At 43.2% G+C, this 23309-nt stretch carries 17 protein-coding genes and 2 rRNA genes (1 of these 19 only partly in view); 4 read left to right on the top strand and 15 right to left on the bottom strand.

The features are described from left to right. Positions 1 to 6: 6 nt before the first annotated feature. The 4 genes from pheS to QSH61_RS07730 all read right to left on the bottom strand — a co-directional run bounded on the left by pheS (position 7) and on the right by QSH61_RS07730 (position 4134). The gene (gene pheS, locus QSH61_RS07745; RefSeq protein WP_010604038.1) at positions 7 to 987 is read right to left on the bottom strand and encodes a phenylalanine--tRNA ligase subunit alpha; all 981 of its coding nucleotides are present in this window, start codon (positions 985 to 987) and stop codon (positions 7 to 9) included. Positions 988 to 1070: 83 nt separating this feature from the next. Further along, positions 1071 to 1775 carry a DnaA inactivator Hda gene (hda, locus tag QSH61_RS07740; RefSeq protein ID WP_010604037.1) on the bottom strand — a complete coding sequence of 235 codons (705 nt, stop codon included), beginning with the start codon at positions 1773 to 1775 and terminating at the stop codon, positions 1071 to 1073. A gap of 1 nt (position 1776) precedes the next feature. Further along, positions 1777 to 2838, bottom strand: coding sequence for a DUF2066 domain-containing protein (locus QSH61_RS07735; protein ID WP_010604036.1), 1062 nt, complete (start codon positions 2836 to 2838; stop codon positions 1777 to 1779). Between the two features lie 123 nt (positions 2839 to 2961). Beyond that, positions 2962 to 4134, bottom strand: coding sequence for a sensor domain-containing diguanylate cyclase (locus tag QSH61_RS07730; RefSeq protein ID WP_206472696.1), 1173 nt, complete (start codon positions 4132 to 4134; stop codon positions 2962 to 2964). Between the two features lie 179 nt (positions 4135 to 4313). Between QSH61_RS07730 and QSH61_RS07725 the strand changes: the two genes are divergently transcribed. Then, entirely contained in the window at positions 4314 to 4754 is a 441-nt protein-coding gene (locus QSH61_RS07725) for a VOC family protein (protein ID WP_010604034.1), read from the top strand. A gap of 82 nt (positions 4755 to 4836) precedes the next feature. Here QSH61_RS07725 and QSH61_RS07720 read toward each other — a convergent pair whose 3' ends face one another. The 8 genes from QSH61_RS07720 to dapB form a co-directional block, all read right to left on the bottom strand. Then, entirely contained in the window at positions 4837 to 5589 is a 753-nt protein-coding gene (locus QSH61_RS07720; protein ID WP_039495523.1) for a substrate-binding periplasmic protein, read from the bottom strand. Between the two features lie 225 nt (positions 5590 to 5814). Next, the gene (locus tag QSH61_RS07715) at positions 5815 to 8613 is read right to left on the bottom strand and encodes a collagenase (protein ID WP_206472694.1); all 2799 of its coding nucleotides are present in this window, start codon (positions 8611 to 8613) and stop codon (positions 5815 to 5817) included. A 251-nt stretch (positions 8614 to 8864) separates the two neighbouring features. After that, positions 8865 to 9140, bottom strand: coding sequence for a hypothetical protein (locus QSH61_RS07710; protein ID WP_010604031.1), 276 nt, complete (start codon positions 9138 to 9140; stop codon positions 8865 to 8867). Between the two features lie 358 nt (positions 9141 to 9498). After that, positions 9499 to 10095, bottom strand: a complete 597-nt coding sequence (locus QSH61_RS07705; RefSeq protein WP_206473778.1) for a hypothetical protein — start codon at positions 10093 to 10095, stop codon at positions 9499 to 9501. Positions 10096 to 10251: 156 nt separating this feature from the next. Beyond that, positions 10252 to 10728: a transcription elongation factor GreA gene (gene greA / locus QSH61_RS07700; protein ID WP_010377973.1), complete on the bottom strand. Its 477-nt coding sequence runs from the start codon at positions 10726 to 10728 to the stop codon at positions 10252 to 10254. A gap of 46 nt (positions 10729 to 10774) precedes the next feature. Further along, a complete protein-coding gene (gene carB / locus QSH61_RS07695; protein WP_206473777.1) occupies positions 10775 to 13993 on the bottom strand; it encodes a carbamoyl-phosphate synthase large subunit in 3219 nt (1072 codons plus the stop codon). A 16-nt stretch (positions 13994 to 14009) separates the two neighbouring features. Then, complete coding sequence (gene carA, locus QSH61_RS07690; RefSeq protein ID WP_206473771.1) at positions 14010 to 15146, bottom strand: glutamine-hydrolyzing carbamoyl-phosphate synthase small subunit; 1137 nt, start codon at positions 15144 to 15146, stop codon at positions 14010 to 14012. Positions 15147 to 15352: 206 nt separating this feature from the next. Further along, positions 15353 to 16156 carry a 4-hydroxy-tetrahydrodipicolinate reductase gene (dapB, locus tag QSH61_RS07685; RefSeq protein WP_174169061.1) on the bottom strand — a complete coding sequence of 268 codons (804 nt, stop codon included), beginning with the start codon at positions 16154 to 16156 and terminating at the stop codon, positions 15353 to 15355. A 435-nt stretch (positions 16157 to 16591) separates the two neighbouring features. Here dapB and QSH61_RS07680 point away from each other — a divergent pair, with 435 nt between their 5' ends. Together QSH61_RS07680 and QSH61_RS07675 are read left to right on the top strand one after the other, a co-directional pair. After that, on the top strand, positions 16592 to 17905 hold the full coding sequence (locus QSH61_RS07680; RefSeq protein WP_206473762.1) for a Na+/H+ antiporter NhaC family protein: 1314 nt from the start codon (positions 16592 to 16594) through the stop codon (positions 17903 to 17905). Between the two features lie 73 nt (positions 17906 to 17978). Continuing rightward, entirely contained in the window at positions 17979 to 18758 is a 780-nt protein-coding gene (locus tag QSH61_RS07675) for a nucleoside-binding protein (protein ID WP_206473760.1), read from the top strand. 139 nt (positions 18759 to 18897) lie between these two features. Here the strand turns inward: QSH61_RS07675 and QSH61_RS07670 are convergent, their stop codons facing one another. Beyond that, the gene (locus QSH61_RS07670; protein ID WP_206473758.1) at positions 18898 to 19917 is read right to left on the bottom strand and encodes a tetratricopeptide repeat protein; all 1020 of its coding nucleotides are present in this window, start codon (positions 19915 to 19917) and stop codon (positions 18898 to 18900) included. Between the two features lie 189 nt (positions 19918 to 20106). On the opposite strand from QSH61_RS07670, the gene QSH61_RS07665 reads away from it, so the two are divergent. Beyond that, positions 20107 to 21645: an FAD synthase family protein gene (locus tag QSH61_RS07665; protein ID WP_206473756.1), complete on the top strand. Its 1539-nt coding sequence runs from the start codon at positions 20107 to 20109 to the stop codon at positions 21643 to 21645. A gap of 784 nt (positions 21646 to 22429) precedes the next feature. On the opposite strand, the gene rrf is transcribed toward QSH61_RS07665, so the two are convergent. Both rrf and QSH61_RS07655 read right to left on the bottom strand, forming a co-directional pair. After that, a 5S ribosomal RNA gene (rrf, locus tag QSH61_RS07660) occupies positions 22430 to 22543 on the bottom strand. A gap of 238 nt (positions 22544 to 22781) precedes the next feature. Next, positions 22782 to 23309, bottom strand: a 23S ribosomal RNA gene (locus QSH61_RS07655); it runs 2451 nt beyond the window's last position.

Below are 23309 nucleotides of genomic sequence, written 5' to 3'. Positions count from 1 at the left end.
TCGCTCTTATCTGAATTGGTTTAGGAATTTTAAGTCGTTTTCGAAGAAAGCTCTTAAGTCAGTTACGCCATAACGTAACATCGTCAAACGCTCAACCCCCATACCAAAGGCGAAACCAGTGTATTTTTCAGGGTCAATGCCTACCGAGCGCAGTACGTTCGGGTGCACCATGCCGCAGCCTAGTACTTCAAGCCATTTACCGTTTTTACCTTTTACGTCCACCTCAGCTGAAGGTTCTGTAAACGGGAAGTATGAAGGACGGAAGCGAATTTCCATATCTTCTTCAAAGAAGTTGCGTAGGAAATCGTGCAAAATCCCTTTAAGTTCTGTAAAGCTTACGTTAGTGTCGACCATCAAGCCTTCAACTTGGTGGAACATTGGCGTATGTGTTTGATCGTAATCGTTACGGTATACACGACCTGGCGAGATAATTCGCAAAGGCGGCTGCTCAGCTTCCATAGTACGGATCTGAACGCCACTGGTTTGTGTACGTAGTACCAATTTAGGATTGAAATAGAAAGTATCATGATCGGCACGCGCTGGGTGGTGCTCTGGAATATTTAGCGCGTCAAAGTTATGAAAGTCATCTTCAACCTCTGGGCCAGATTTAACAGCAAATCCTAGCTCACCAAAAAACTGCTCAATACGCTCAATGGTGCGAGTAACTGGGTGAAGGCCACCAGCTGGCATTGTACGACCCGGCAACGTCACATCAATCGTCTCAGCTGCTAGCTTCTGCTCAAGTGCTGCATTGGCTAACGCTTCACGTTTTACCGTAATCGCATCTTGTACTTGGGTCTTCGCTTGGTTAATCACCTGACCTGCGTCTTTACGCTCTTCTGGTGCTAGTTTGCCTAGCGTTTTAAGAAGACCTGTGATCTCACCTTTTTTACCAAGGTAGTTAACTCTAACTTCCTCAAGGTGCGCAATTTCGCTTGCCTGCTCAACGGCTTCAAGCGCTTGCGCTAAAATATTTTCTAAATTCATTGTCTACCTGATCTTTGCTGAGGTAATTTGCTGTTATTTAATCTCTTATGATAACTGAATTGCAAGGCGATATTCTAGCCCTGTTACAGCTTTAAAGTCGCTTTTATAAAAGGAATTGTTAACTTTCTTTGCGCAGCCATGGATGCGTGATCGAGTTTATCCAATACATCAAGTAAAGCGCGCATATCACGACTCAATCTCGTGAGCAAAAATCGTGCACATTCATCAGAGAGCTCAAGGCCTCGCATATGCGCTCTTTTTACTAGAGCTTCGGCTTTATCATCGTCACTCATCGAGCGGATCTGAAAAGTCGTCCCCCAGGTTAGGCGCGATTCTAAGTCTGGTAGTGACAAATTCAACATGTTGGGTAACAGATCGGCAGTGACCACTAGGCATTTGCCTTTTTCATTAAAACGATTGAAAAAGTTAAATAAGGCTTTTTCCCACGCTTCATCTCCTGCAACCAAATGCACATCGTCTATACAAACGACATCCAGTGCATCGAGCCCATCTAACACTAACGGGCCAAAATCCAACACTTCTCGCATTGACAATAAAATAGTCGAGAGTCCAAGTTCTTGCGCTTCAATGCACGTGGCATAAAGCAAGTGCGACTTGCCAGAATCTGCCAACCCACACAAGTAAGTGTACTGAAAACCGATTAAACGACGGGCAAGGCCATTTTTTAAGTGGCTTACTTCCAATGACGCTTCACCGCCAAAATAAGAGGCAAAGGTTTCGTCATCAGGCAGCGTCACTGGCAACGCCATTTGACGTGGCGATTCCATCCTATTTATCCACCCAATTGTATTTAAGGTTGTTATCGTCTGCGATTTGATAATAGGCTCTCGGGTCTTCGTACGCCTTAAAGCTTTGCTCCAATGCAATCGTTTTACGCAAGTCTGATACGCTAGAGGTATGTTCAATCGCAAACTTCACTGCTGTTTTCGCACGGTAGATCACATCGACATCCACTACAGTACTCATAGATAGCAAACGACGCTTCGCCATTTCTACATCCCTAAATGACCGTAATTGCTCAACCACAATTTCAGTTCGATGGGCTTCAAAAGTGAGATTAGGGTCAATAACATATTTCTGAGCTAAAGTGCTAGATAGCTGATTCACCATATCAATAATAACTTGCTGTTTGTCACCGACATATTGCTCAGGCTCAAAATATTCAGCGTCAGTGTAGCGCCAGTCTAGCTGCCAAGAATTTGTATGGGGCGGCTGAAACAAACGGGCGGTGATAACGCGCTCCGCCTCATAACGCAATGACGCATCTTCTACTTCGTTAGAAAAGTTTCCCCACACCTCTGCGATACTCACATTACTGCGATCTTCAAGATCCATCAGAGGAACAACGACCGGCACGCCCCACTCGTCCGCAGTGTCATAAATCAAGCGTTCGAGCTGAGGGTAGCTTTCTTGCGTAACAAACTCTCGGCGGAAGTTATCTTCGATCACCATCCAAATCGCGACCATAGGACGGCGGTTGCCCCAAAGCGGTAAGCCGGCTTCTCTGACTAGATCTTCGACCTTACCAGGCTCAAACTCCACCTTTATTTTGGTTACGCCTTGTCGATCATAATATTCATATCTCAGCATGTAATCTGAGATGCGTTTAAGGCTCGCTTGGATAGAAGGGTGAGAAAAATCATCGGCTTTACCTGTGAGCTTTTGCAACACTTTTAATAATGCCTGTTGGCTCGCTTGCGCTCGCGTTGCGCGAGATTTGTCGCTAACACTCAGCGAGGCTTCATATAAATTTTGAACTTCTACTGCTTTTGCCGTCATAGCAAAACAAAACAGTGCAATAAGGATCAGCCTGATGATCATAATGTCCATGTTTTTCTGACTATAAAGCCTGATCCTAAATCAATCATCTGCTTAAAGCAAAGGGCAACGAGCAATATCATGAAATTTTATAAAAACATGATAAATAACAAAATATTAATCTTATATTCAGTGTTATTTAAAGCTAAATGAGACCTGATTCTTGCCCTTTCCTTTCGACTCATAAAGCGCTTGATCCGCTACTTTTAATAACGATTCCGCACTGAACTCCACGCCCTCAGAAACCGCCATGCCGATGCTACACCCAACATTGACCAACTCACCATTGGTAAGCAAGATATCTTCATTTATCACACTCAAAAGGCGATTTGCTAAGCTTTCAAGCAAGTCTCTGGCAATTTTTTCATTAATCACAAAGACAAACTCATCTCCACCAATACGACAAACAAAATCATACTCTCGTAACGCTTCTTGTAGACGTCTTGCTACATGTACCAAAACCTCGTCACCACTATGATGGCCGTGATTATCATTAATCGGCTTGAAGTTATCTAAATCGAGATACCCTAAATACACATTTACTGGCTGTCGCATCGAGCGAGCAGACATTTTATTCAGCTCGTTAAATAGGTATTTTCGATTCGCCAATTGCGTAAGGTTATCGTGGTAGGCGTCAAACTCTAGCTTTTCTTGAAGTGATTTGCGCTTTTCGACCTCTGTTCTTAATTCTTCTAAACTCACACTAAGTTCATGGGTGCGTTTTTCTACCATTGCTTCCAATTCAAGCTCATGGGTTCTAAGGGCTGTATTCGCTTCAATGAGTGCTTGCTGGTTTGCAAATGCATCCATCGCAGACGCAATAACATGACTAACGGTATACAATAAATCCACCATGGCTTCTGAGTATTCATCGCTACGACGGTAGGATTGGATCACAAACGCGCCTAAATGCTTGTCGCGATTGATTAGCGGAAAGCACAACCATTGCTTGGGGAAACTGCCTAACATTTCAATAACCCCTTTCTCTGTCAGTGCCATCAAAGCGTGCTCAGAATAGTTCTTTACACTGTCAGAGCGCAGCGCATAACTAGTAAGCGTTTTGTCTATTTCTGTACTAGTTAGACTATTTAATTCCTCGAGCGAAATACTGTCTTTGACGTCATGGAAGTAGGGAAATTCAAACTCGCCATCTTGTCTTTGCAAAACCACATAGAAATTGTCCGCGTAAGTAATTTTTTGCACAATACAGTGCACATTCAACAAGAAGTGCTCCAAAGATTCGCTGGTGTTTAAACACGAAACGATATCTGTCATGCTATCTATTACTTCAGGAAGTTCTGCCATCATTGAGCGCCCTTTTGAATCGTTAATTCTCAATCTCACAAAAGCTTAACTAGCAGTGCTAAAAATTACCAGAAATCAATTACTTTTTTATCCGCTCATCTAGATGCTAGAGGTCTGTTGACCTTTCAATCTGATGTGTAACACTTTAAAATTTGCTGACTAGAGTCTAAACGGAATACATAATGAAATACTTACATACTATGGTACGAGTACGTGATCTTGATGAATCAATGAAGTTTTATTGCGACCTCTTAGGTCTCGTTGAAGTGAAACGTTATGACAGTGAACAAGGCCGTTTTAGTTTAATTTATCTCGCCGCCCCTGATCAAGTTGAGCAGGCGCAGCAAAGCTTTTCTCCTACTATCGAACTTACCTATAACTGGGATCCGGAAGAATACACTGGTGGTCGTAATTTTGGCCACTTGGCCTTCGCCGTAGAAAACATTTATGCACTTTGCCAAAAGCTGCAAGATGCCGGTGTGGTGATCAACCGACCACCGCGCTGTGGTCACATGGCATTTGTTAAATCTCCAGATGGCATTTCTATCGAATTACTCCAACAAGGTGATGCATTGCCTCCAGCTGAGCCTTGGCAGTCAATGGAAAACACGGGTAGTTGGTAATAATTGCTGATAATCACTAAAGCACCGGAGCGATGTATCTAACCTGGAATCAGAATAACTACCGCTCCTTTTCCCCCTTACTTCAATAAGCAAGATGGTAGCTTTTAAGCAATTTCACCAGTTGCTTTTTGAAAGGCTTGGAATCTAACACCTGTTGTAGCGCCTCAAAATCCGATGCTGAATCTTTAGGCGCCAATATTGCTCTAAAATAGGTTTCATGGGGATTTTGAGAAAAGTGGAACACTCGCTTCCAACCATTTTTAGCAATAAGATATTCTGTCGTAGAGCGACTGACAATGGCAATGCTCACCCGCCTTTTGAGGATCATCTCCAATAGTGCTTCTTCGGAATTTACGTTCACTCGCTGGATATTGGCTTGCTCCACTCCTTGGTCCAAGTGGCGATAGTAGTACCCAGCAATGGCGCCAACTTGATTACCGTACAATGAGCTAGGGTGATAATACTCAAACGGTTGCTCTACATGCGAGACGAATTCGTCCGTGTCATACATTAACGGGCCGCTCCACAAATACTTTTGTTTTTTGCGGTCATCAAACCAAGCTGGGTTTACCCCTAAAATAAATCCTTTGAGTGTTTGCTGCTCAAGCTGCTTATCTAAGCGTTTACGTGGTACAAAACGTACTTCTACCTGCAGCTCTTTTTGCACGGCATTAATCAGTTTTGCTAAATCAAAATAAAGACCTTTTTGCGATTCTAGATCAATAATATAGGGCGGCTTGTGATGATATACGTAGAGAATTTGGGTTTCAGCGGCTGTCACTGAAAAGGCCACCATTAACCAAGTGGAAATGGCAATAAAGTACTTTTTTAACACTGAGTGCCTCGTGTCTAACCTAAACTTTTAATACAGTCTAAAACTACAGCCTAGCTCCTTCTCGGCATATCGGTTAATTCCTTTCACATGTTTTTAAATGAGCAAAGGGACCAAAGGCCCCTTATTTTACAAAAATATAACAAAAACAAATTATGAACAAGTAATAACTGTGATCTCTATCACCCGTTTTATTACTTTCATTATGTCTGCCTTAGTATTAGGCAATTACTGACAACCATCTTTGTTATAAGACACTTTCAGCGCTGCCCCCATTGGTGCGCCTGACACTTTCAAGTATCCCCAATATTCAGATTGCGCACTTATCTCAATGCACTCTTGGTTACCTTGATTGAACGAGCTTGCATCCACATTAGTACCATTTGGCCATCCTGCATTGCTGTATTCAAGCCCAAGATCACCACTACCATGAGCTGTTTTGATCACCACAGATTGTTGACCACTTACATTCTCAAGGCTAAACCACATCGGCTCTTGGCTTCCAAGGCAAATTGTTTCATCCGCTGCTAATCTACCATTAGAGACACTACCCTGCGACTGACATACGTCCTCTATTGTTGAATTTGTTACGATTTCTCCTAACAACTGCACATTTTCAAAGCGATTATAACCATGCAGCATAATGTAATAGGTGCCAGCGGCAGGTGTAGTAATTTCACATACCTCTTCGTTACCGGATTGATATGGTCTGCAATCATACTCGCTGAACGTTGGCGCCGAGCCCAACTTAAGGTAAAGATCGGCATCACCTGTACCTCCTGACGTGCTGATGACTAATTTATCAGTGCCAGCAGCGACATCAATTGAAAATGCAACTTGTTCATCTTGCTCGCCCGCAACCGTGACAGGTACGCCAGACTGTAGTTTGTTTGAAGTCGTTGCGCTTACAGTAGCCACTGTATTACTAGTGTGATTCAAACCGCTAGGATCGCTCACCGTTAAGCTAATTTGATACTCGCCTGCTTGCACATAACTGTGCGTAGGATTGGCTTCATTACTTTGGCTACCATCACCAAAACGCCACAGATAAGTGAGTGCATCACCATCAGGGTCGATACTACCTTGGCTTGAAAATAGTATCGCTTGATTAACGTCACCAGAGTATGGGCCATTAATCACTGAAGTAGGTGCGTTATTCTGACCACCAGCAGCAAGCTCGTTGCACCATTGAACAAACTCTGATTGATACTGTGATGCGAGGCGGTCCATACGGGCTTGGTACGCATTCCAATTTGCTTGTCGCGTTTCCTGTCGCATTGCGAGCACTTCATCAAAGTGTTTTTCATACAGGAATCTCACCCCTAAATAACCCCAACGGTAAATTCTATCTTGGTCAAAACCGTCATACGTCGTACTGAATATTTCGGCTAGCGTATATACTGAGCCATCTTTGATTGTATCTATTGCGGCTTGATTATCATTGAGGTTTGCAATGTACTCAGCCACCCCTTCACTCCACCAAACGATAGGCTTAGTCGGAGCATTAAAGTCACCATAAAGATCAAAACGCCCATCAAGATAATGTACGTATTCATGCTCTAAGTTCCAGATGTAATGATCCGGCTTTGCATAACTGGCCTCGTATGCAACAAAATTAGCAACGTTATTCACATCGCTAGGATTACCCTCTAAATACATACCACCGTTGTCGGTGCTGATTTTAAAAATGGCTTTGGCATATTTTTTATAGTCTGCACTGCTATTAAAGATATTCACTTGTAGAAAATCATTGTTATCATCGGCAACCGGTAAGCGGCCAGTTTCCAGCATGGTGTGGAATCGTCCTTCTTCCGCTTCCATGGTTTGACACGCTGAAGTCAATTGCTGAGCGGTGAGCGCTTGTGCTCTAATCTTTATTGTATCGCTACAACTATGTTGTTGAGAAAGTACTTTGGTCTCAAGTTCTTTATCAAAATTACAAATACCAAACTGGCCACAATCAGCATAATAGGTCGCGACATCAGCCGCAGCTAACCAGACACCATCGCCAAAACCATAACTGTTATAACGCGAGAATAAAGCGGTTAATTGCGTGTCGACTGACTCTTGAATAGCTGCACCACTGTATAATTTAAGTCGAGCCAATTCGCTAGCAGCATTGATGATTAGATATTCAGAGTCTGAATTTACCATCCAAGTTTGTGCGGTGAAACTCCCTAGTAAACTCACCAATTGTTGATCGTTTTTAATCAAAGCGACAAAGTTATCATTCCACTGACCACGATATAAGATAGTGAAAATGCCATTTACCGCACTGCGCATATTCCACTTTTGAGCGTAGCTTTCATTCCATTTAGATAGCCATGCTTTTACAACTGGCAGATAGTGCCCTTGTAGTTCAGATGAGTCCATTGTAGTAATAGCCTCACCGAGTACTTTACCATGAGCATCATTGTCGTCGTAGAAATGGCTATTACTAACAAAAGCATCTAATGCATCTTTCACCGCAGGCTTAACCCAAGTAGTAAAAGTCACCTGATCATTGTAAAACTCAACATAAAAGCCAGCGCGAATAAATAAATAAAGCGCTTCGAGGTCGGCACTGCCGTTGCCTGAATAGCTTTGCGAAAGCGACTTGGCATTTTGCGCCGCAGCGTACATTTTATCTGAAGTGAATACTTGTGTTTGGATGCTGCTGTCAGCGGAGAACAAAGCATTGATACAGCTCGTACCCTGTTGCTTTATTTCAGTAACAATTTGGCTACTGCTCGCACTTGCTAAGCTATTTAAATCACATGCAGCAATCGCTTCACTTTGGCCCACTGCCAGCGCTTGCAATAATGGCGTGTGTTTAGCAGATAATAGCGGCATACTCCTTGTTGGTGTATGTGCAACGGGTGCTCTATCATGCAAATCTTTGTGCTCATGGCCATGGGAAATGTTCGTTTCCACTTGAACCGATGCATCGAGCGGCTTAAAGAGTCGCTGTGATTCTTGATGTGCGTTGGCTGAATTTATCGCTGTAAGCGCTGATAACGCCAAAGTGAGTTTTGTAATTTTCATCATTTACCTTTCCTGTTGTGTATCCAAACCCGATTGGGTTATAGGTTTTTAACACTAAAATTACAATGTATACAATATATTTTATATAACTTTATGGAATAGTGGCTCGACGGAAAAGCCATCATAATCTTAAAAACGGATATCCAAAGGGAAGGTCGTAGCTTATACATACACCCAATTGGTTGATCTTTATGATTAAAAGTCCAACCGATTGACGAAAAGAAGGAATAAAAATTTATAGTGAGTGGAATAAATTAGATCTTATCAATATGGGAAATAGCGCCAGAAGTGATTTTTACTCTCACTCGATAAGTGGATAGCGTGATTGAATAAACACCGTCATTTGGTTTTTGTGCTAATAAATGCTGTAACCCTAACAGCAACTCATCTGTATCGTTACCACAGCTGGTGTTTCTTGAATCTAGGTATTCTTTTCCCTGCTTCATGGCCTTATCCAATACCACTGAAGCGACTTGCTGAGTAGACTTATTTTTCAACGTCTTAAACAATGCGCTTTTTAATAAACTCATGGTTATTCTCCTGATAAAGATACCGGCTCATACGCACATATCATTTATGAACCGGTGCCTGATTGGTTTTGGGAACAATCCGAGTGTAACAAGCTCGCACTAAAAGTCTAAATCAAATTCGTTTCAAACTATGTCAGATGTGTATGACCCCTACGCTATCTCAGCTAAATAACCTGAGGTTTGGATAAGGAATGAGCCAACTCATTGTTTTTTAACTACATCAAATTATTTCCTAATCTAGCCAGAGAGTTTTAGGGATAACCAGGCGAATTTACGCACCAATAGCTGGCTATTGGCAGTGAATTCAACGCAGTTAGCGCTAAAACTAGCTGCTAGAAAGGCATTAATTATTCGAAGCTCAGATTAAATAATTTATTTGCTCGGCAAGTTGCTTACCAGAGAAAAGCTTCGGTACAAAGTGTAATAGGTTCAAGGACAGTTGGTGCTCTGAGCGGGTGGTATTTACTAAACTGGGTAAAGTGCCTAATTCGCTGCTTATATCGTGCCAAACGGGATTCGCCTCATTGAGCTTGTCATAAGCAATCGTATTGAACTCAAAATTTTCAAAATATTCATCAACTAAGAACAAAGGCTGAGTGAGCTTAAGCGAATCAAGTAACTCACGAGAAAAACTGTGTCGAGCTTCTGAACTTTCACTGGTAAAAAAGTGGCTTGGCAGGTTATAGCCAATGATTAAATCAGAGCTTGCGTATAAACTATTGGTATACAACAAAGCAGTAAGAATAAGATAGGTATCGTATCTCGCTAAGCTCACACCTTGCAAAAGCTCACTCTGCTTACTAAGGTCAATCGCACAGCGACTACGCATGATACGCCAAAAACAATGTTGATTCAGGGAGAGGTCCCGCGCGCCAGCGCCTGCCAACTTAGATTTCCAACTCGATATAAACAATTCAAACCCTTCTGTTTTGAATTGATCGACTTCAAATGACATCCTTTTCTCCTCAAATTGTTTGTACCAAAAAATATACAGGCATCACACAAAGCTATAAGAATATAGAGAAATGGCAATTACACGACATTACAGCAGCAAAAGTAGAAATGATTGTTATAGTAAAAAGCCCGCGGGTGCGGGCTTTAAAAGAAAGGATTACTTGTATTCAACTTCGATGATTTCATATTCAACAGCGCCGTTCGGCGTTTGAATATTCACTGTATCATCTAGTTCTTTACCGATTAATCCACGCGCAATCGGTGAATTAACAGAAATCAAGTTGTTCTTAAGATCGGCCTCGTCGTCACCAACGATACGATAAGTTACTTCTTTGTCTGTATCTACATTAACAATAGTCACAGTACTACCAAAAATAACCTTGCCATTGTTCTGCATTTTAGTCACGTCGATGATCTGTGCTGTTGAAAGCTTAGCTTCAATTTCTTGAATTCGGCCTTCACAAAAACCTTGCTGCTCACGTGCAGCATGGTATTCAGCGTTTTCTTTTAAGTCACCGTGTTCACGCGCTTCTGCAATATCTGCAACGATTTTCGGGCGAACAACTTTTTTTAAATGATTCAGTTCATCACGAAGCAATTCTTCGCCTCGTACTGTCATCGGAATTGATTGCATAAGTATCTCACTCATTGCCAGAGCTGACACTCTGGCCTTGTTCTTTTTAGTTCAAACGCTGGTGTAGTTCTTGAACAGAGTTTACAGAACTTCTGTCGTCAGCTTCATTAGCTGTACAGTTTGCAAACGCTGCATTTAGCGTAGTGGTGTAGTTAGTCTTATGCTGAAGTGCACCACGACGTAACACCTTCGAGTCCTCAATAGCTTGGCGACCTTCGGTAGTATTAACGATATAGCTGTACTCACCATTCTTGATACGGTCAAGAATATGAGGACGGCCTTCGAATACTTTGTTTACGCGACGTACTTCAATACCCGCTTCTTCAAGCGCTTTCGCCGTACCATTCGTTGCATCTAACTCAAAACCAATTGCTTTCATTGTCTTAGCTAGTTCAACTACGCGTGCCTTATCACCATTACGCACAGATAGTAGCGCGCGGCCGCCACGTGGTAAAGTGTTTGATGCACCTAATTGGGCTTTTGCGAATGCTTCGGCGAAGTTTTCACCAACCCCCATCACTTCACCCGTCGAGCGCATCTCTGGACCACGCATTGGGTCAACACCTGGGAACTTAGCGAATGGCAATACCACTTCTTTTACACTGTAATATGGAGGGATAACTTCCTTCGTTACACCTTGGCTTTCAAGAGACTGGCCAACCATACAACGTGCAGCAACCTTTGCAAGTGCAACGCCTGTTGCTTTTGAAACAAATGGTACTGTACGAGCAGCGCGCGGGTTAACTTCAATCAGGTAAACTTGACCATCTTTCACCGCGAACTGGGTATTCATCAGGCCAACAACACCTAGCTCCAGCGCCATGTCACGGACTTGCTTACGCATCACGTCTTGAATATCTTGCGGCAGCGTGTGTGCTGGTAATGAACAAGCCGAGTCACCCGAGTGAACACCCGCCTGCTCAATGTGTTCCATAATACCGCCGATGATAACGTTCTCACCGTCACAGATAGCATCTACGTCTACTTCAATTGCATCATCTAAGAAACGGTCAAGTAGTACTGGGGCTTCATTAGAAACAGACACCGCTTCTGTCATGTAGCGACGTAAGTCGTCTTCATCGTACACGATTTCCATTGCACGACCACCAAGTACGTATGATGGACGAACAACCAGTGGGAAGCCAATTTCTTGTGATTTAGCAACTGCTTCTTCTAGTGACGTTACTGTTGCGTTTTCTGGTTGTAGTAGGTTTAGACGCTCTACAAGCTGTTGGAAGCGCTCACGGTCTTCTGCGCGGTCGATAGCGTCAGGGGAAGTACCAATTACTGGTACACCATTCGCTTCAAGATCTCGGGCCAATTTAAGTGGAGTTTGACCACCGTACTGAACGATCACACCTTTTGGCTTTTCAACACGGACAATTTCTAGCACGTCTTCAAGTGTAATTGGCTCGAAGAATAAGCGGTCAGACGTATCGTAGTCTGTTGAAACTGTCTCTGGGTTACAGTTAACCATGATAGTTTCATAGCCATCTTCACGCATCGCAAGGGCTGCGTGTACACAGCAGTAATCGAATTCGATACCTTGACCGATACGGTTAGGACCGCCACCGATAACCATGATTTTGTCTTTGTCAGAAGGATTCGCTTCACATTCTTCATCATACGTTGAGTACATGTAAGCGGTGTCTGAGCTAAACTCTGCAGCACATGTGTCTACGCGCTTGTAAACTGGCAGAATTTCAAGCTGGTGACGCTTCTTGCGAATTTCTTTTTCTGATACGCCTGCGATTTCGGCAATGCGAGCATCTGAGAAACCTTTACGCTTCAAGCGGAGCAGGAAGTCTTTGTTTAGACCTGCCATGCCCACTTCAGCGATTGTCGCTTCATCTTTTAAGATGTCTTCGATTTGAACTAGGTACCAAGGGTCAACTTTAGTGAGTTCAAATACCTCTTCAACAGACATACCGTGACGCATCGCATCAGCAATGTACCAAATACGCTCAGCACCTGGCTCGCGTAATTCACGGATGATCGTTTCTTTTGCGTTTGGCGCGTCTAGTGCAACGATTGGGTTCAGACCCGTTGCACCCACTTCTAGGCCTCGTAGTGCTTTTTGTAATGATTCTTGTTGGTTACGACCAATTGCCATTACCTCACCAACCGACTTCATTTGCGTAGTTAGACGGTCGTTTGAACCTGCGAATTTTTCGAAGTTAAAACGAGGGATCTTAGTCACTACGTAGTCGATTGACGGCTCAAATGATGCTGGAGTTGCACCACCTGTGATGTCGTTTTGAAGCTCATCAAGCGTATAACCTACGGCAAGCTTGGCAGCGATTTTAGCGATGGGGAATCCCGTTGCTTTTGACGCAAGTGCAGAAGAACGCGATACACGCGGGTTCATCTCGATGATAACCATACGGCCATCAACAGGATTTACACCAAACTGAACGTTTGAACCACCAGTTTCAACACCAATTTCACGAAGTACCGCCATCGAGGCGTTACGCATGATTTGATATTCTTTATCAGTTAGCGTTTGTGCTGGTGCAACTGTGATTGAGTCACCAGTGTGTACGCCCATTGGGTCGAAGTTTTCGATTGAACATACGATGATACAGTTGTCGTTTTTATCACGAACCACTTCCATCTCATATTCTTTCCAGCCTAATAGGCTTTCATCGATAAGCAGCTCATTTGTTGGTGATAGGTCAAGACCACGAGTACAAATCTCGTCAAACTCTTCCATGTTATACGCAACACCACCACCGGTGCCGCCCATCGTGAATGAAGGACGAATAATACATGGGAACCCGATACGAGTTAAGATATCGTGCGCTTCATCCATTGAGTGTGCAATTTCAGCACGAGGACATTCTAAGCCAATATTTTTCATCGCCGCGTCAAAACGCTCGCGGTTTTCCGCTTTATCGATTGCATCTGCAGTCGCACCAATTAGCTCAACGCCATGTTTAGCAAGCACACCGTGCTTATCTAGGTCTAGCGCACAGTTAAGAGCTGTTTGGCCACCCATAGTAGGCAGCACCGCATCAGGCTTTTCTTTTTCGATGATCTTTTCTACCACTTCCCAGTGAATAGGCTCGATGTAAGTTGCATCCGCCATTTCAGGATCAGTCATGATAGTCGCTGGGTTAGAGTTTACAAGAATAACTCTATAGCCTTCTTCTCTAAGCGCTTTACAGGCCTGAGCACCAGAGTAATCGAATTCACATGCTTGGCCGATAACGATTGGGCCTGCGCCCAAAATCAGAATGCTTTTTATGTCGGTACGTTTTGGCATTATTACTCCGGTCTAATTAAGCGTTGCGAGATTGCATTAATTCAATGAAATGGTCGAATAGCGGTGCCGCATCATGTGGACCAGGACTTGCTTCAGGGTGACCTTGGAAGCTAAACGCTGGCTTATCAGTACGGTGAATACCTTGCAGTGTGCCATCGAACAGTGACTTGTGCGTTGCACGTAGCGTATCAGGAAGCGTTGCTTCATCAGCAGCAAAACCGTGGTTTTGTGCAGTGATCATCACGATATCACGATCTAAGTCTTTAACCGGGTGGTTACCACCATGGTGACCAAACTTCATTTTTACTGTTTTCGCACCAGAAGCGAGTGCTAATAATTGATGGCCTAAACAAATACCAAAAATAGGTGTATCTGTTTCTAAAAATGCTTTGATTGCTTCAATGGCATAAGTACATGGCTCAGGGTCGCCAGGGCCATTTGATAGGAAGATACCATCAGGGTTTAATGCAAGTACGTCAGCAGCGGAGGTTTCTGCTGGAACAACGGTTAACTTACAGCCTCTATCAACTAACATTCTAAGAATGTTCTTTTTCACACCAAAATCGTACGCAACAACATGGAATTTTTCTTCTTCAGCAGAAAGCGTTTTAAAGCCCTCGCCTAGAGTCCAGCTTGATTCACGCCATTCAAACTGAGATTCTGTTGTTACTACTTTTGCTAAATCCATCCCTTTCAAGCCAGGGAATGCTTGCGCCGCTTCTAGCGCTTTTTGCTCGTCTACTTCCTCACCTGCGATAATACAGCCATTTTGGGCGCCTTTATCACGTAAAATGCGAGTTAGTTTACGAGTATCAATATCTGCGATCCCTAAGATATTGCGTTCTTTCAAGTAATCACTCAATGATTGTTCGTTACGGAAATTACTCGCAAGCAGTGGTAAGTCACGGATCACTAGGCCTTTTGCCCAGATCTTGTCCGCTTCCTCATCTTCGCTGTTAGTACCGGTGTTGCCGATATGTGGGTAAGTAAGCGTAACGATTTGTTCCGCGTATGAAGGATCCGTTAAGATCTCTTGATACCCCGTCATTGACGTATTGAATACCACCTCACCGACTGACATACCGTCAGCACCGATAGCAGTACCGCGAAACACCGTGCCGTCTTCAAGGACTAACAGAGCGGATTTAGTCAAGTTAACCTCCTAATAGTAAAAAACGGGCGAAAGCAAAACGCTCAACATCCCGTCTACAAAGCGCTTGGTAACACGCAGTTATTAAAATTTTGGCAAATTCGTTATAGTCTACAGCATGAATGCCTTTTCGTCTAATACAAATCACAAAAATTATAAAAATAAGCCATTAAACTCTTTTTTTGCTTTAAAGCCTCAAAATGTTATACTTACTTCTTTAAATCTAGCACATCTTGCATATCATAAAGGCCTGCTGGTTTATCTTTTAGCCACTGCGCAGCCCTTACAGCACCTGATGCAAAGGTCAATCTCGACGCTGCTTTATGTGTTAATTCAAGCCTTTCCCCCATTGTCGAGAAGTAAGCTGTATGTTCACCTACTATATCTCCCGCTCTAAGGACCGAATAACCGATTTCTTGTTGAGATTTCGCTTCATGGCTCTGACTTCGGTCGTAAACCGCAACCTCATCATGTTGCCAGCCTTTTGCTTCTGCAATCGCCTCTCCGATAGCGAGCGCAGTACCTGAGGGCGCGTCGATTTTGTTGCGATGGTGTGCTTCGAAAATTTCAATATCCATGTCGTCAGCCAGCTTTTGTGCGGCTGTTTGTACTAAGTTAAGTAGCAGGTTAATACCAACGCTATAGTTGCGAGAAAACACAATTGGGATATCTTTTGCGGCCTCCACCAACAGCGCCATTTCACTTGCTGTCAGTCCAGTCGTACCGATCACCATCGGTTTTTTAGCGGCAATTGCAGCTGATAAATGCTGCTTCATGCCCTCTGGCAAAGTGAAGTCTATTAATACGTCAACATTTTCAAGCTTACTTTGCTCAGAGCTAAAACAGATATTTGCGTCTGCTTGAGGCTGCAATTGATTAACTGCTTTATCAAGATATTGTGAATTATCTCGTACAAAAGCGTTGGCCAGCTCTACTCGTTGTGACAAATAACAGGCTTCAATCAATGCCAACCCCATTCTGCCATTCGCACCGTAAATACCTATTCTTGTCATACGTTACCCTTTTTTATTTGCGATGTTGATTATCCACAAGGCAGCAACGATGGCTAACCGGATAATAGAAATGTGTTTTTGCGGGAGTAGAGTTTACCGTATCTGTGTGTCATAGTCAGTTAAGTTGAAAATAATAAAACATTAGACTTTAGACGTCTAAACATATAAACTGCCGCGATCGCTCACCTATTGAAGTTGAGAGATTTTCACCTTATACCAATTGCATTAAGTAAATGGGCTATTTTGAAGCGGAGAAATAGCTTTAGTAGCTAGGCAAAAATTTTGCTATTTAGTTGTTCTAAATGAGAAATTTTTAACGACGCTAATATGCTAATTCACCCTTCAAATTGGTTGGAGAATTAATACAATTGGTATTAGGTGTGTTGTGCGGTTTTACAGCTGGCTATTGGCTGTGCTTTATTGTTGAGGAGTGCTATGCAACCAAATTACAATCAAACAAAGGCAAAACTATCATTATTGCCGCTGTTGACCTTTGTAGGAATTTTTCTTGGCGCAGGATTGTATTTGCAATCGCAAGGCGTTGACTATGCGTTTTATCAATTAAAGGCTCCTGTTGCGATTTTACCAGCCATCGTTCTCGCTTTTTTACTTAATAAAGATACTATCAACCGCAGCGTCGAAACTTTTATTCAAGGCGCAGGACACAGCAATATTATCACCATGTGCCTCATCTATTTATTAGCAGGTGCTTTTTCTGCGGTTGCAAGTGCCACTGGCGGTGTTGACGCTGTGGTTAACGCCGGTTTATCACTTATTCCTCCGGCATTTTTATTACCCGGCTTGTTCCTTATTTCTGCTGTCGTCTCTACCGCAATGGGAACCTCCATGGGCACAATTGGTGCAATTGGACCTATTGCTGTTGCCGTCGCGATGAAAACCGGAATTGATCCAGCACTTATGGCTGGTACCATCGTTTCGGGCGCAATGTTTGGCGATAACTTATCCATTATTTCTGATACCACAATTGCAGCAACGCGAACGCAAGGCTGTGAAATGAAAGATAAATTTAGAGAGAATCTAAAAATAGCCCTACCAGCTGCACTGCTGACTGTTTTACTCTTGGTGTTTTTAACCCCAGAGCCGCAGATTGTAGAAACCAAGCCGTTTGATTGGTTATTAGTTTTACCATACGCATTTATTTTGGTCTTGGCGGTGATTGGTATCAATGTTTTTGTGGTGCTCTTTAGTGGTATCGTTTTTGCTGGCTGTATGGGTTTTGCCGGTGACTATCAAGGCGCTGCGTTCTTAAACGATATCTATAAAGGCTTTAGTGATATGCAGGAGATTTTCTTGCTATCGATGTTCATTGGTGGCTTATCTGAATTTATTCGTATCAATGGCGGCCTAGATTTTTTAGCCAAACAAATCCAAAAAATTACCAGCATTATCGCGAAATGGCACCGTCAAGTAGCTGATCAACTCGGTATTGCTGCACTCGTGTTAACAAGTAACTTGTGTATCGCAAATAACACGGTAAGTATCATAGTTGCTGGCCCCGTTGCTAAAAAACTGGCTGAAGATGGAAAGATCTCAGCTAAGCGTTCGGCAAGCTTACTAGATATTTTTGCTTGTGTTATGCAAGGCTCTTTACCCTATGGTGCACAGGCACTGTTACTCGGAGCCACGTTTAAAATCAGCCCTTGGGACGTATCTAGTTCTTCTTATTACTGTTTCATTTTAGCTTTCACCGCCATTAGCGTTATCTGCCTAAGAAGAAATAAAGCATAATTTATTCGGTTTAAGCGCCCAACTTTGGGCGCTTTTGTTATACTTTCATTTTTAACGCTATCCGAATTTATAAATGAAAATCAACACGCTCATCATTTCCTCCTCACTCGCTTTTAGCACATTTAGTTACGCTGCTGATTGGAGTACAACGCAACTACATATAAACCATGGTGATTTCAAAAACCCGTTTAGCAGAAACGAAGCAACGGCAACGGTTTACTCATTACAACATGCGTCTGGATATCGCTACGGCGATAATTTCTTCTTTATCGATTACAGCAAAGATAACCTTCGTGATGGTTACCAAGATGGTGACTTTTATGGAGAGTGGTATTCAAGCTTGTCGATGTCAAAGGTTGCTGGCTTTAAGTCTTCTTTCGACGCCATAGCTGACGTTAGCTTAACGATGGGTTTCAATGCAGCCGGAGACGCTAAGGTGATGAAATACTTGCCTGGTGTCAAAGTAAATTGGAATTTTGACGGGTTCAATTTTTTCTCTTCTACATTCACACTTTATCAAGACGATAGCCAAGGTATTAGTCATGGCGGTGCGCCTAAAGAAAGTGATAGTTGGATGATAGATCTCGCATGGGGTTACCCCTTTACAATTGGCGAGCAAAAGTTCTATCTCACAGGTCACGTAGAATATATTGGCAAGCGAGAGAACGAGTTGGGTAATGACGTAAAAGGCTGGTTGCTCGCGCAGCCAATTCTACAATGGGATCTAGGCAACGCGGTAGGTATGCCTGACAACCAGTTAATGTTAGGTGTTGAATGGCAATATTGGCGTAACAAACTTGGCACAGATACCAATGAATCTGTTCCCCAGATACACCTAGCGTGGACTTTCTAACTCTGAACTCGTTTTTGACCTTTGATTTTACTATGTGATGGTTGAGTCAAAGGTACTCATTATTTATCAGCTCCCAACTGATACATCTACCATTCAAAGTATAAAGAGCAGTGTTGTGGTAATAGTTTTTTGTGATGGATTAGTGCTCACACCAAGATAGCGCAACTTCCAATAGCGACGCATTCGTCGATACACTGGCGGCCACTTTTTGCTGCTCAGATAACAACGCATTATAAGATGCAATCAACTCTGGGAGCTGTAATGTATAAACATATTTCTCCATATTGCTGCCGTAATCACTTTGGAGCAATATGGGTAAAGTCGAAATAAGAAACTCAACTTGATCTGCTTTTGGCTGTATGCCATTTCTACTTTTTTGAAAAATTAGCTCCTGCCAAGTGAACACAATAGATAATTCTTTATCCTCTACCGCACTTAGCTGAGTTTTCACTGTATTTATATAGCGCCTATAGTTTTTCCACTGATTGGCAAGCAGGTAAACATTTAATAAATTTAACCCAGTATAACTCGCTTCGTATGCTTGCTCTGCTTTTTGATGATAGAGGAAAGCTTGCCTATATAGTCTTGCAGCATGCTGATACTTACTCATGTCAAAATAAACATTAGCTAAGTTATTGTTAAGTGCCGCTTCCAGTTGTTCATCCTTCACCTCAGACAATGTCGGCGCTAAAATATTGATTGCTTCTTCTAACTGCCCTGTTGTTCGATATAAAACGGCAAGATTATTAACGATAAGTGGCCTTTGCTCGTGAGTTGAGTACTTAAGTGCACATTCATAGTTTTTTTGCGCAAGCGTAGGCTTACCGATCCGGCGATAATAAATCGCGAGGTAATTTGCAATTTGCCCCTTTTCGGACTGCAAATACGCAAGCCACTCAGTATTGTCGGAAAATAGCGCTACTATTTCACGAATTCTGACCGTATCGTTTGTTTTAATTGCAGCTTCTAAACCGGCGCGATGTAACTCATAGATACCTTTAGAAGGCTGTTCTGGAAGTTTGGGTAACGCTGCTTCATATACTCGAGTTGCTTGTGTTGGGTTAGAGATGTTTAAATCTTGAATAACCTGCAATGTCTTAAACAATTCATCAGGGGCGAGTACTGTCAGAGAAGAAACTATAATTAAAATTGGTAGCACTTTCGCTCTCCGATTTCCTGATTTAAAGTAATCATAGTGAAGCTTCCGCTGGTTGGCAAAATGCCTGAGCGTGCAGCAGTATAAAATTGCTAGCGACTTCACATTAAACACATCAAATCCATTTGGGTTATCAAAACATGGACTCTGTGACTACAAAAACTAAAAGCAGCACAACAAGGTATTTAATCGATGCAGAAAGACACAGTAATTACACAGTCACAGCTTAATAAAAAGATGACACAGGCTATCGAGTATTTTATTTCGGGCCAAGACCAAGCAGCAGAGCAAGCATTTCAGCAACTATATCAACAACAGCCTACTCAGCAGGTTATTTTATATCTCGCACAATTGGCACAGCGTAGACAAGCCGGGAGTGAATGGATTGAACAGCTTGAAGCACTGCTGCATAAACACCCAGATGTACCAGATAGCTATTATATTCTCGCTCGCAGTTATCAACAAAACAGACAACTACCACTCGCCGCTCAAACCTTCTATCAAGCGCTAGGGTGGCGCTTGCAGCATGACGCACTGACAAACATTGCAGCAGTTCAATCATCCGAAGTACCAATACATGAAAGCGCGAGCTCAACTAAACTAACTCCTGAAAATGCATTACACCTATTACTACAAACATTATCATCCTTAAAAAAGGCGGGATTTTATGCTTTTCCTACGGCCGGTACTTTGCTTGGGTTAGAGCGTGAAGGTCAACTCTTAGAAAATGATAAAGATGTTGATATTGGTATCGACTGGTCTCACATGAAAAGCGCAATCGAACATTTACAGCATCTTGGCTGGCAGGAAGAAGCGCAATCCTATGGACTTATAAACCCTCGATGTTTTCGCCACCAATCAGGCTTAGTGCTTGACCTTTGCGGTTATGCCACAGAGCAAAGCACTGGAGACACAATATCAGGTTTATGGATGCAAGACGTACCTTTTACTTGGAATAGAGTGACGCGTTTCTCTGCTATTCAAGTTGTGAGCATCAGCTCACCTGCTGGAGAAATTTGTTATCCCCAGTATCCAGAACAAATCTTACAAGCATTATATGGGCTGGATTGGAAAATACCTGACGCAAATTTTGATACCATCGTCTGCGCCCCGAATATTATGCATGATTCCTACTTATATTACTGTTATGCCTACTCTCACCTCTACACTGAGTGGAAAAAAGGCAACTTCAAAAAAATGCATGCCATGCTTAAGGTGCTATTAAAGTTCAAGCCTCATGACAGTCTTTTAAAAAATCTTATGCAGTTCGTACAGAAGCAGATGAAATCACAACAGCCGTGCCGTGTTTTAGCGCTTGGTTTTTTTGATCTGCTTCACCCTGGTCACCTAACGTATTTGTCGTTAGCGAAATCACACGGAGACTACTTAGTTGTTGGGGTCGCACCGGATGCTTTTGCGTTAAAAAGTAAGGGACGACCGCCAATAATGGATCAAGACGAGCGCTTAAGTATTATTAAGGCATTAGCATGCGTAGATAAAGCGGTTTTAGTCGGTGCACCAATGGCTGATACTGAGCGAGCAGCGCACTGGATCGCACAACAAAGAGTAAACCTTGTGATCTGCGGTGATGAATGGCAACACACACCCCGCTGGCAGGCATTGGAAGCAGCTTTAGCACCACAAAATATTCAGGTTGTTTATATCCCTTATACCCAAGGAGTTTCTAGCACTAAAATTAAAGAAAGAATACAAAACTTCAATGAGAGTTAACGCTGTGTATCTACTGGGAGCGAGTGTTGAAACGGGTTTTAATGTACATGCTTTTTGCTGGAACTTCATTGCAAGCCATCGGCGGGTAAACCGCCTTCCACCATGTTGCACTGTGCTTATATGTTTTACTGTGCTGATACTGTGGTGGGAGCGAGTTCACCTCACGATGTGTTGATTGGCTTGTGAGATTTTCTATACCCCAAACAGCAAAAAACCCGTCGCATCTCTGCAACGGGTTTTGATGTACATGGATGTTCGAATGTCGATGAAGTTCATGGATGAACGCTTTTCATCAACCTCTTATTTGGCCCTGGCTCGCTACGAAGTAGGATGTTCTCATTTTTTAAATAGAGAGTCACATGGGTAATCCACACTATCATTGACCGGGGCCGACCCTTCGGCTGTTTTGTTTCACTTCTGAGTTTGGGTGACGAGAAACCGAAGCACCGCTTCGCAGTTCGAGGAAGTGAGCGCAAGGACGCGCGAAGGGGAGATGCTACATGGAAGTACTTTACCCCAAATAGCAAAAAAGCCCGACTCTTTCGAATCGGGCTTTCTTTAAATAGGTGCTTGGCAATGTCCTACTTTCACATGGGAAATCCCACACTATCATCGGCGCTGTTTTGTTTCACTTCTGAGTTTGGGTGACGAGAAACCGAAGCACCGCTTCGCAGTTCGAGGAAGTGAGCGCAAGGACGCGCGAAGGGGAGATGCTACATGGAAGTACTTTACCCCAAACAGCAAAAAACCCGTCGCATTGCTGCAACGGGTTTCTCTTATTTGGCCCTGGCGATGTTCTACTTTCACATGGGTAATCCACACTATCATCGACGCTGTTTTGTTTCACTTCTGAGTTCGGCATGGGGTCAGGTGGGTCCAAAACGCTATAGTCACCAGGAAAACTGGGTGCAAATGTCTAATGACATCGTGCCTCGCACGAGCATTCCATTTGCGCAAGGTGAACCGATTTCGCGATACCGCTTAGGTTGGTCACCTTGTTTAATTCTTAAATCCGGAAAAGCGATTAAATTCTTTGTCTACTTTAGTCTATTAACTTCTGTTAGCTAAGGCCTCCATGGATGGAGGTCATGCTAGGAATTGTCTGGAACAATTCTAGTAAACCACTTTGGCGTTGTATGGTTAAGCCTCACGGGTAATTAGTACGAGTTAGCTTAATGCCTCACAGCACTTCCACATCTCGCCTATCAACGTTGTAGTCTTCAACGGCCCTTCAGTTGACTCTAAGTCAAAGTGAGAACTCATCTCGAGGCCTGCTTCCCGCTTAGATGCTTTCAGCGGTTATCAGTTCCGAACGTAGCTACCGGGCAATGCAATTGGCATCACAACCCGAACACCAGCGGTTCGTCCACTCCGGTCCTCTCGTACTAGGAGCAGCCCCTCTCAATTCTCAAACGCCCACGGCAGATAGGGACCGAACTGTCTCACGACGTTCTAAACCCAGCTCGCGTACCACTTTAAATGGCGAACAGCCATACCCTTGGGACCGACTTCAGCCCCAGGATGTGATGAGCCGACATCGAGGTGCCAAACACCGCCGTCGATATGAACTCTTGGGCGGTATCAGCCTGTTATCCCCGGAGTACCTTTTATCCGTTGAGCGATGGCCCTTCCATTCAGAACCACCGGATCACTATGACCTACTT

Source organism: Pseudoalteromonas sp. JC3 (assembly GCF_030291895.1).
Classification (GTDB): Bacteria; Pseudomonadota; Gammaproteobacteria; order Enterobacterales; family Alteromonadaceae; genus Pseudoalteromonas.
The sequence above is the reverse complement of the archived record's forward strand: the minus strand, read 5'-3'. Positions and strand labels throughout refer to the sequence as shown.

Coding starts and splice junctions, on each gene's coding strand:
- pheS (WP_010604038.1), bottom strand. CDS start 987: ATGAATTTAGAAAATATTTTAGCGCAAGCGCTTGAAGCCGTTGAGCAG.
- hda (WP_010604037.1), bottom strand. CDS start 1,775: ATGGAATCGCCACGTCAAATGGCGTTGCCAGTGACGCTGCCTGATGAC.
- QSH61_RS07735 (WP_010604036.1), bottom strand. CDS start 2,838: ATGGACATTATGATCATCAGGCTGATCCTTATTGCACTGTTTTGTTTT.
- QSH61_RS07730 (WP_206472696.1), bottom strand. CDS start 4,134: ATGATGGCAGAACTTCCTGAAGTAATAGATAGCATGACAGATATCGTT.
- QSH61_RS07725 (WP_010604034.1), top strand. CDS start 4,314: ATGAAATACTTACATACTATGGTACGAGTACGTGATCTTGATGAATCA.
- QSH61_RS07715 (WP_206472694.1), bottom strand. CDS start 8,613: ATGATGAAAATTACAAAACTCACTTTGGCGTTATCAGCGCTTACAGCG.
- QSH61_RS07710 (WP_010604031.1), bottom strand. CDS start 9,140: ATGAGTTTATTAAAAAGCGCATTGTTTAAGACGTTGAAAAATAAGTCT.
- QSH61_RS07705 (WP_206473778.1), bottom strand. CDS start 10,095: ATGTCATTTGAAGTCGATCAATTCAAAACAGAAGGGTTTGAATTGTTT.
- greA (WP_010377973.1), bottom strand. CDS start 10,728: ATGCAATCAATTCCGATGACAGTACGAGGCGAAGAATTGCTTCGTGAT.
- carB (WP_206473777.1), bottom strand. CDS start 13,993: ATGCCAAAACGTACCGACATAAAAAGCATTCTGATTTTGGGCGCAGGC.
- dapB (WP_174169061.1), bottom strand. CDS start 16,156: ATGACAAGAATAGGTATTTACGGTGCGAATGGCAGAATGGGGTTGGCA.
- QSH61_RS07680 (WP_206473762.1), top strand. CDS start 16,592: ATGCAACCAAATTACAATCAAACAAAGGCAAAACTATCATTATTGCCG.
- QSH61_RS07675 (WP_206473760.1), top strand. CDS start 17,979: ATGAAAATCAACACGCTCATCATTTCCTCCTCACTCGCTTTTAGCACA.
- QSH61_RS07665 (WP_206473756.1), top strand. CDS start 20,107: ATGCAGAAAGACACAGTAATTACACAGTCACAGCTTAATAAAAAGATG.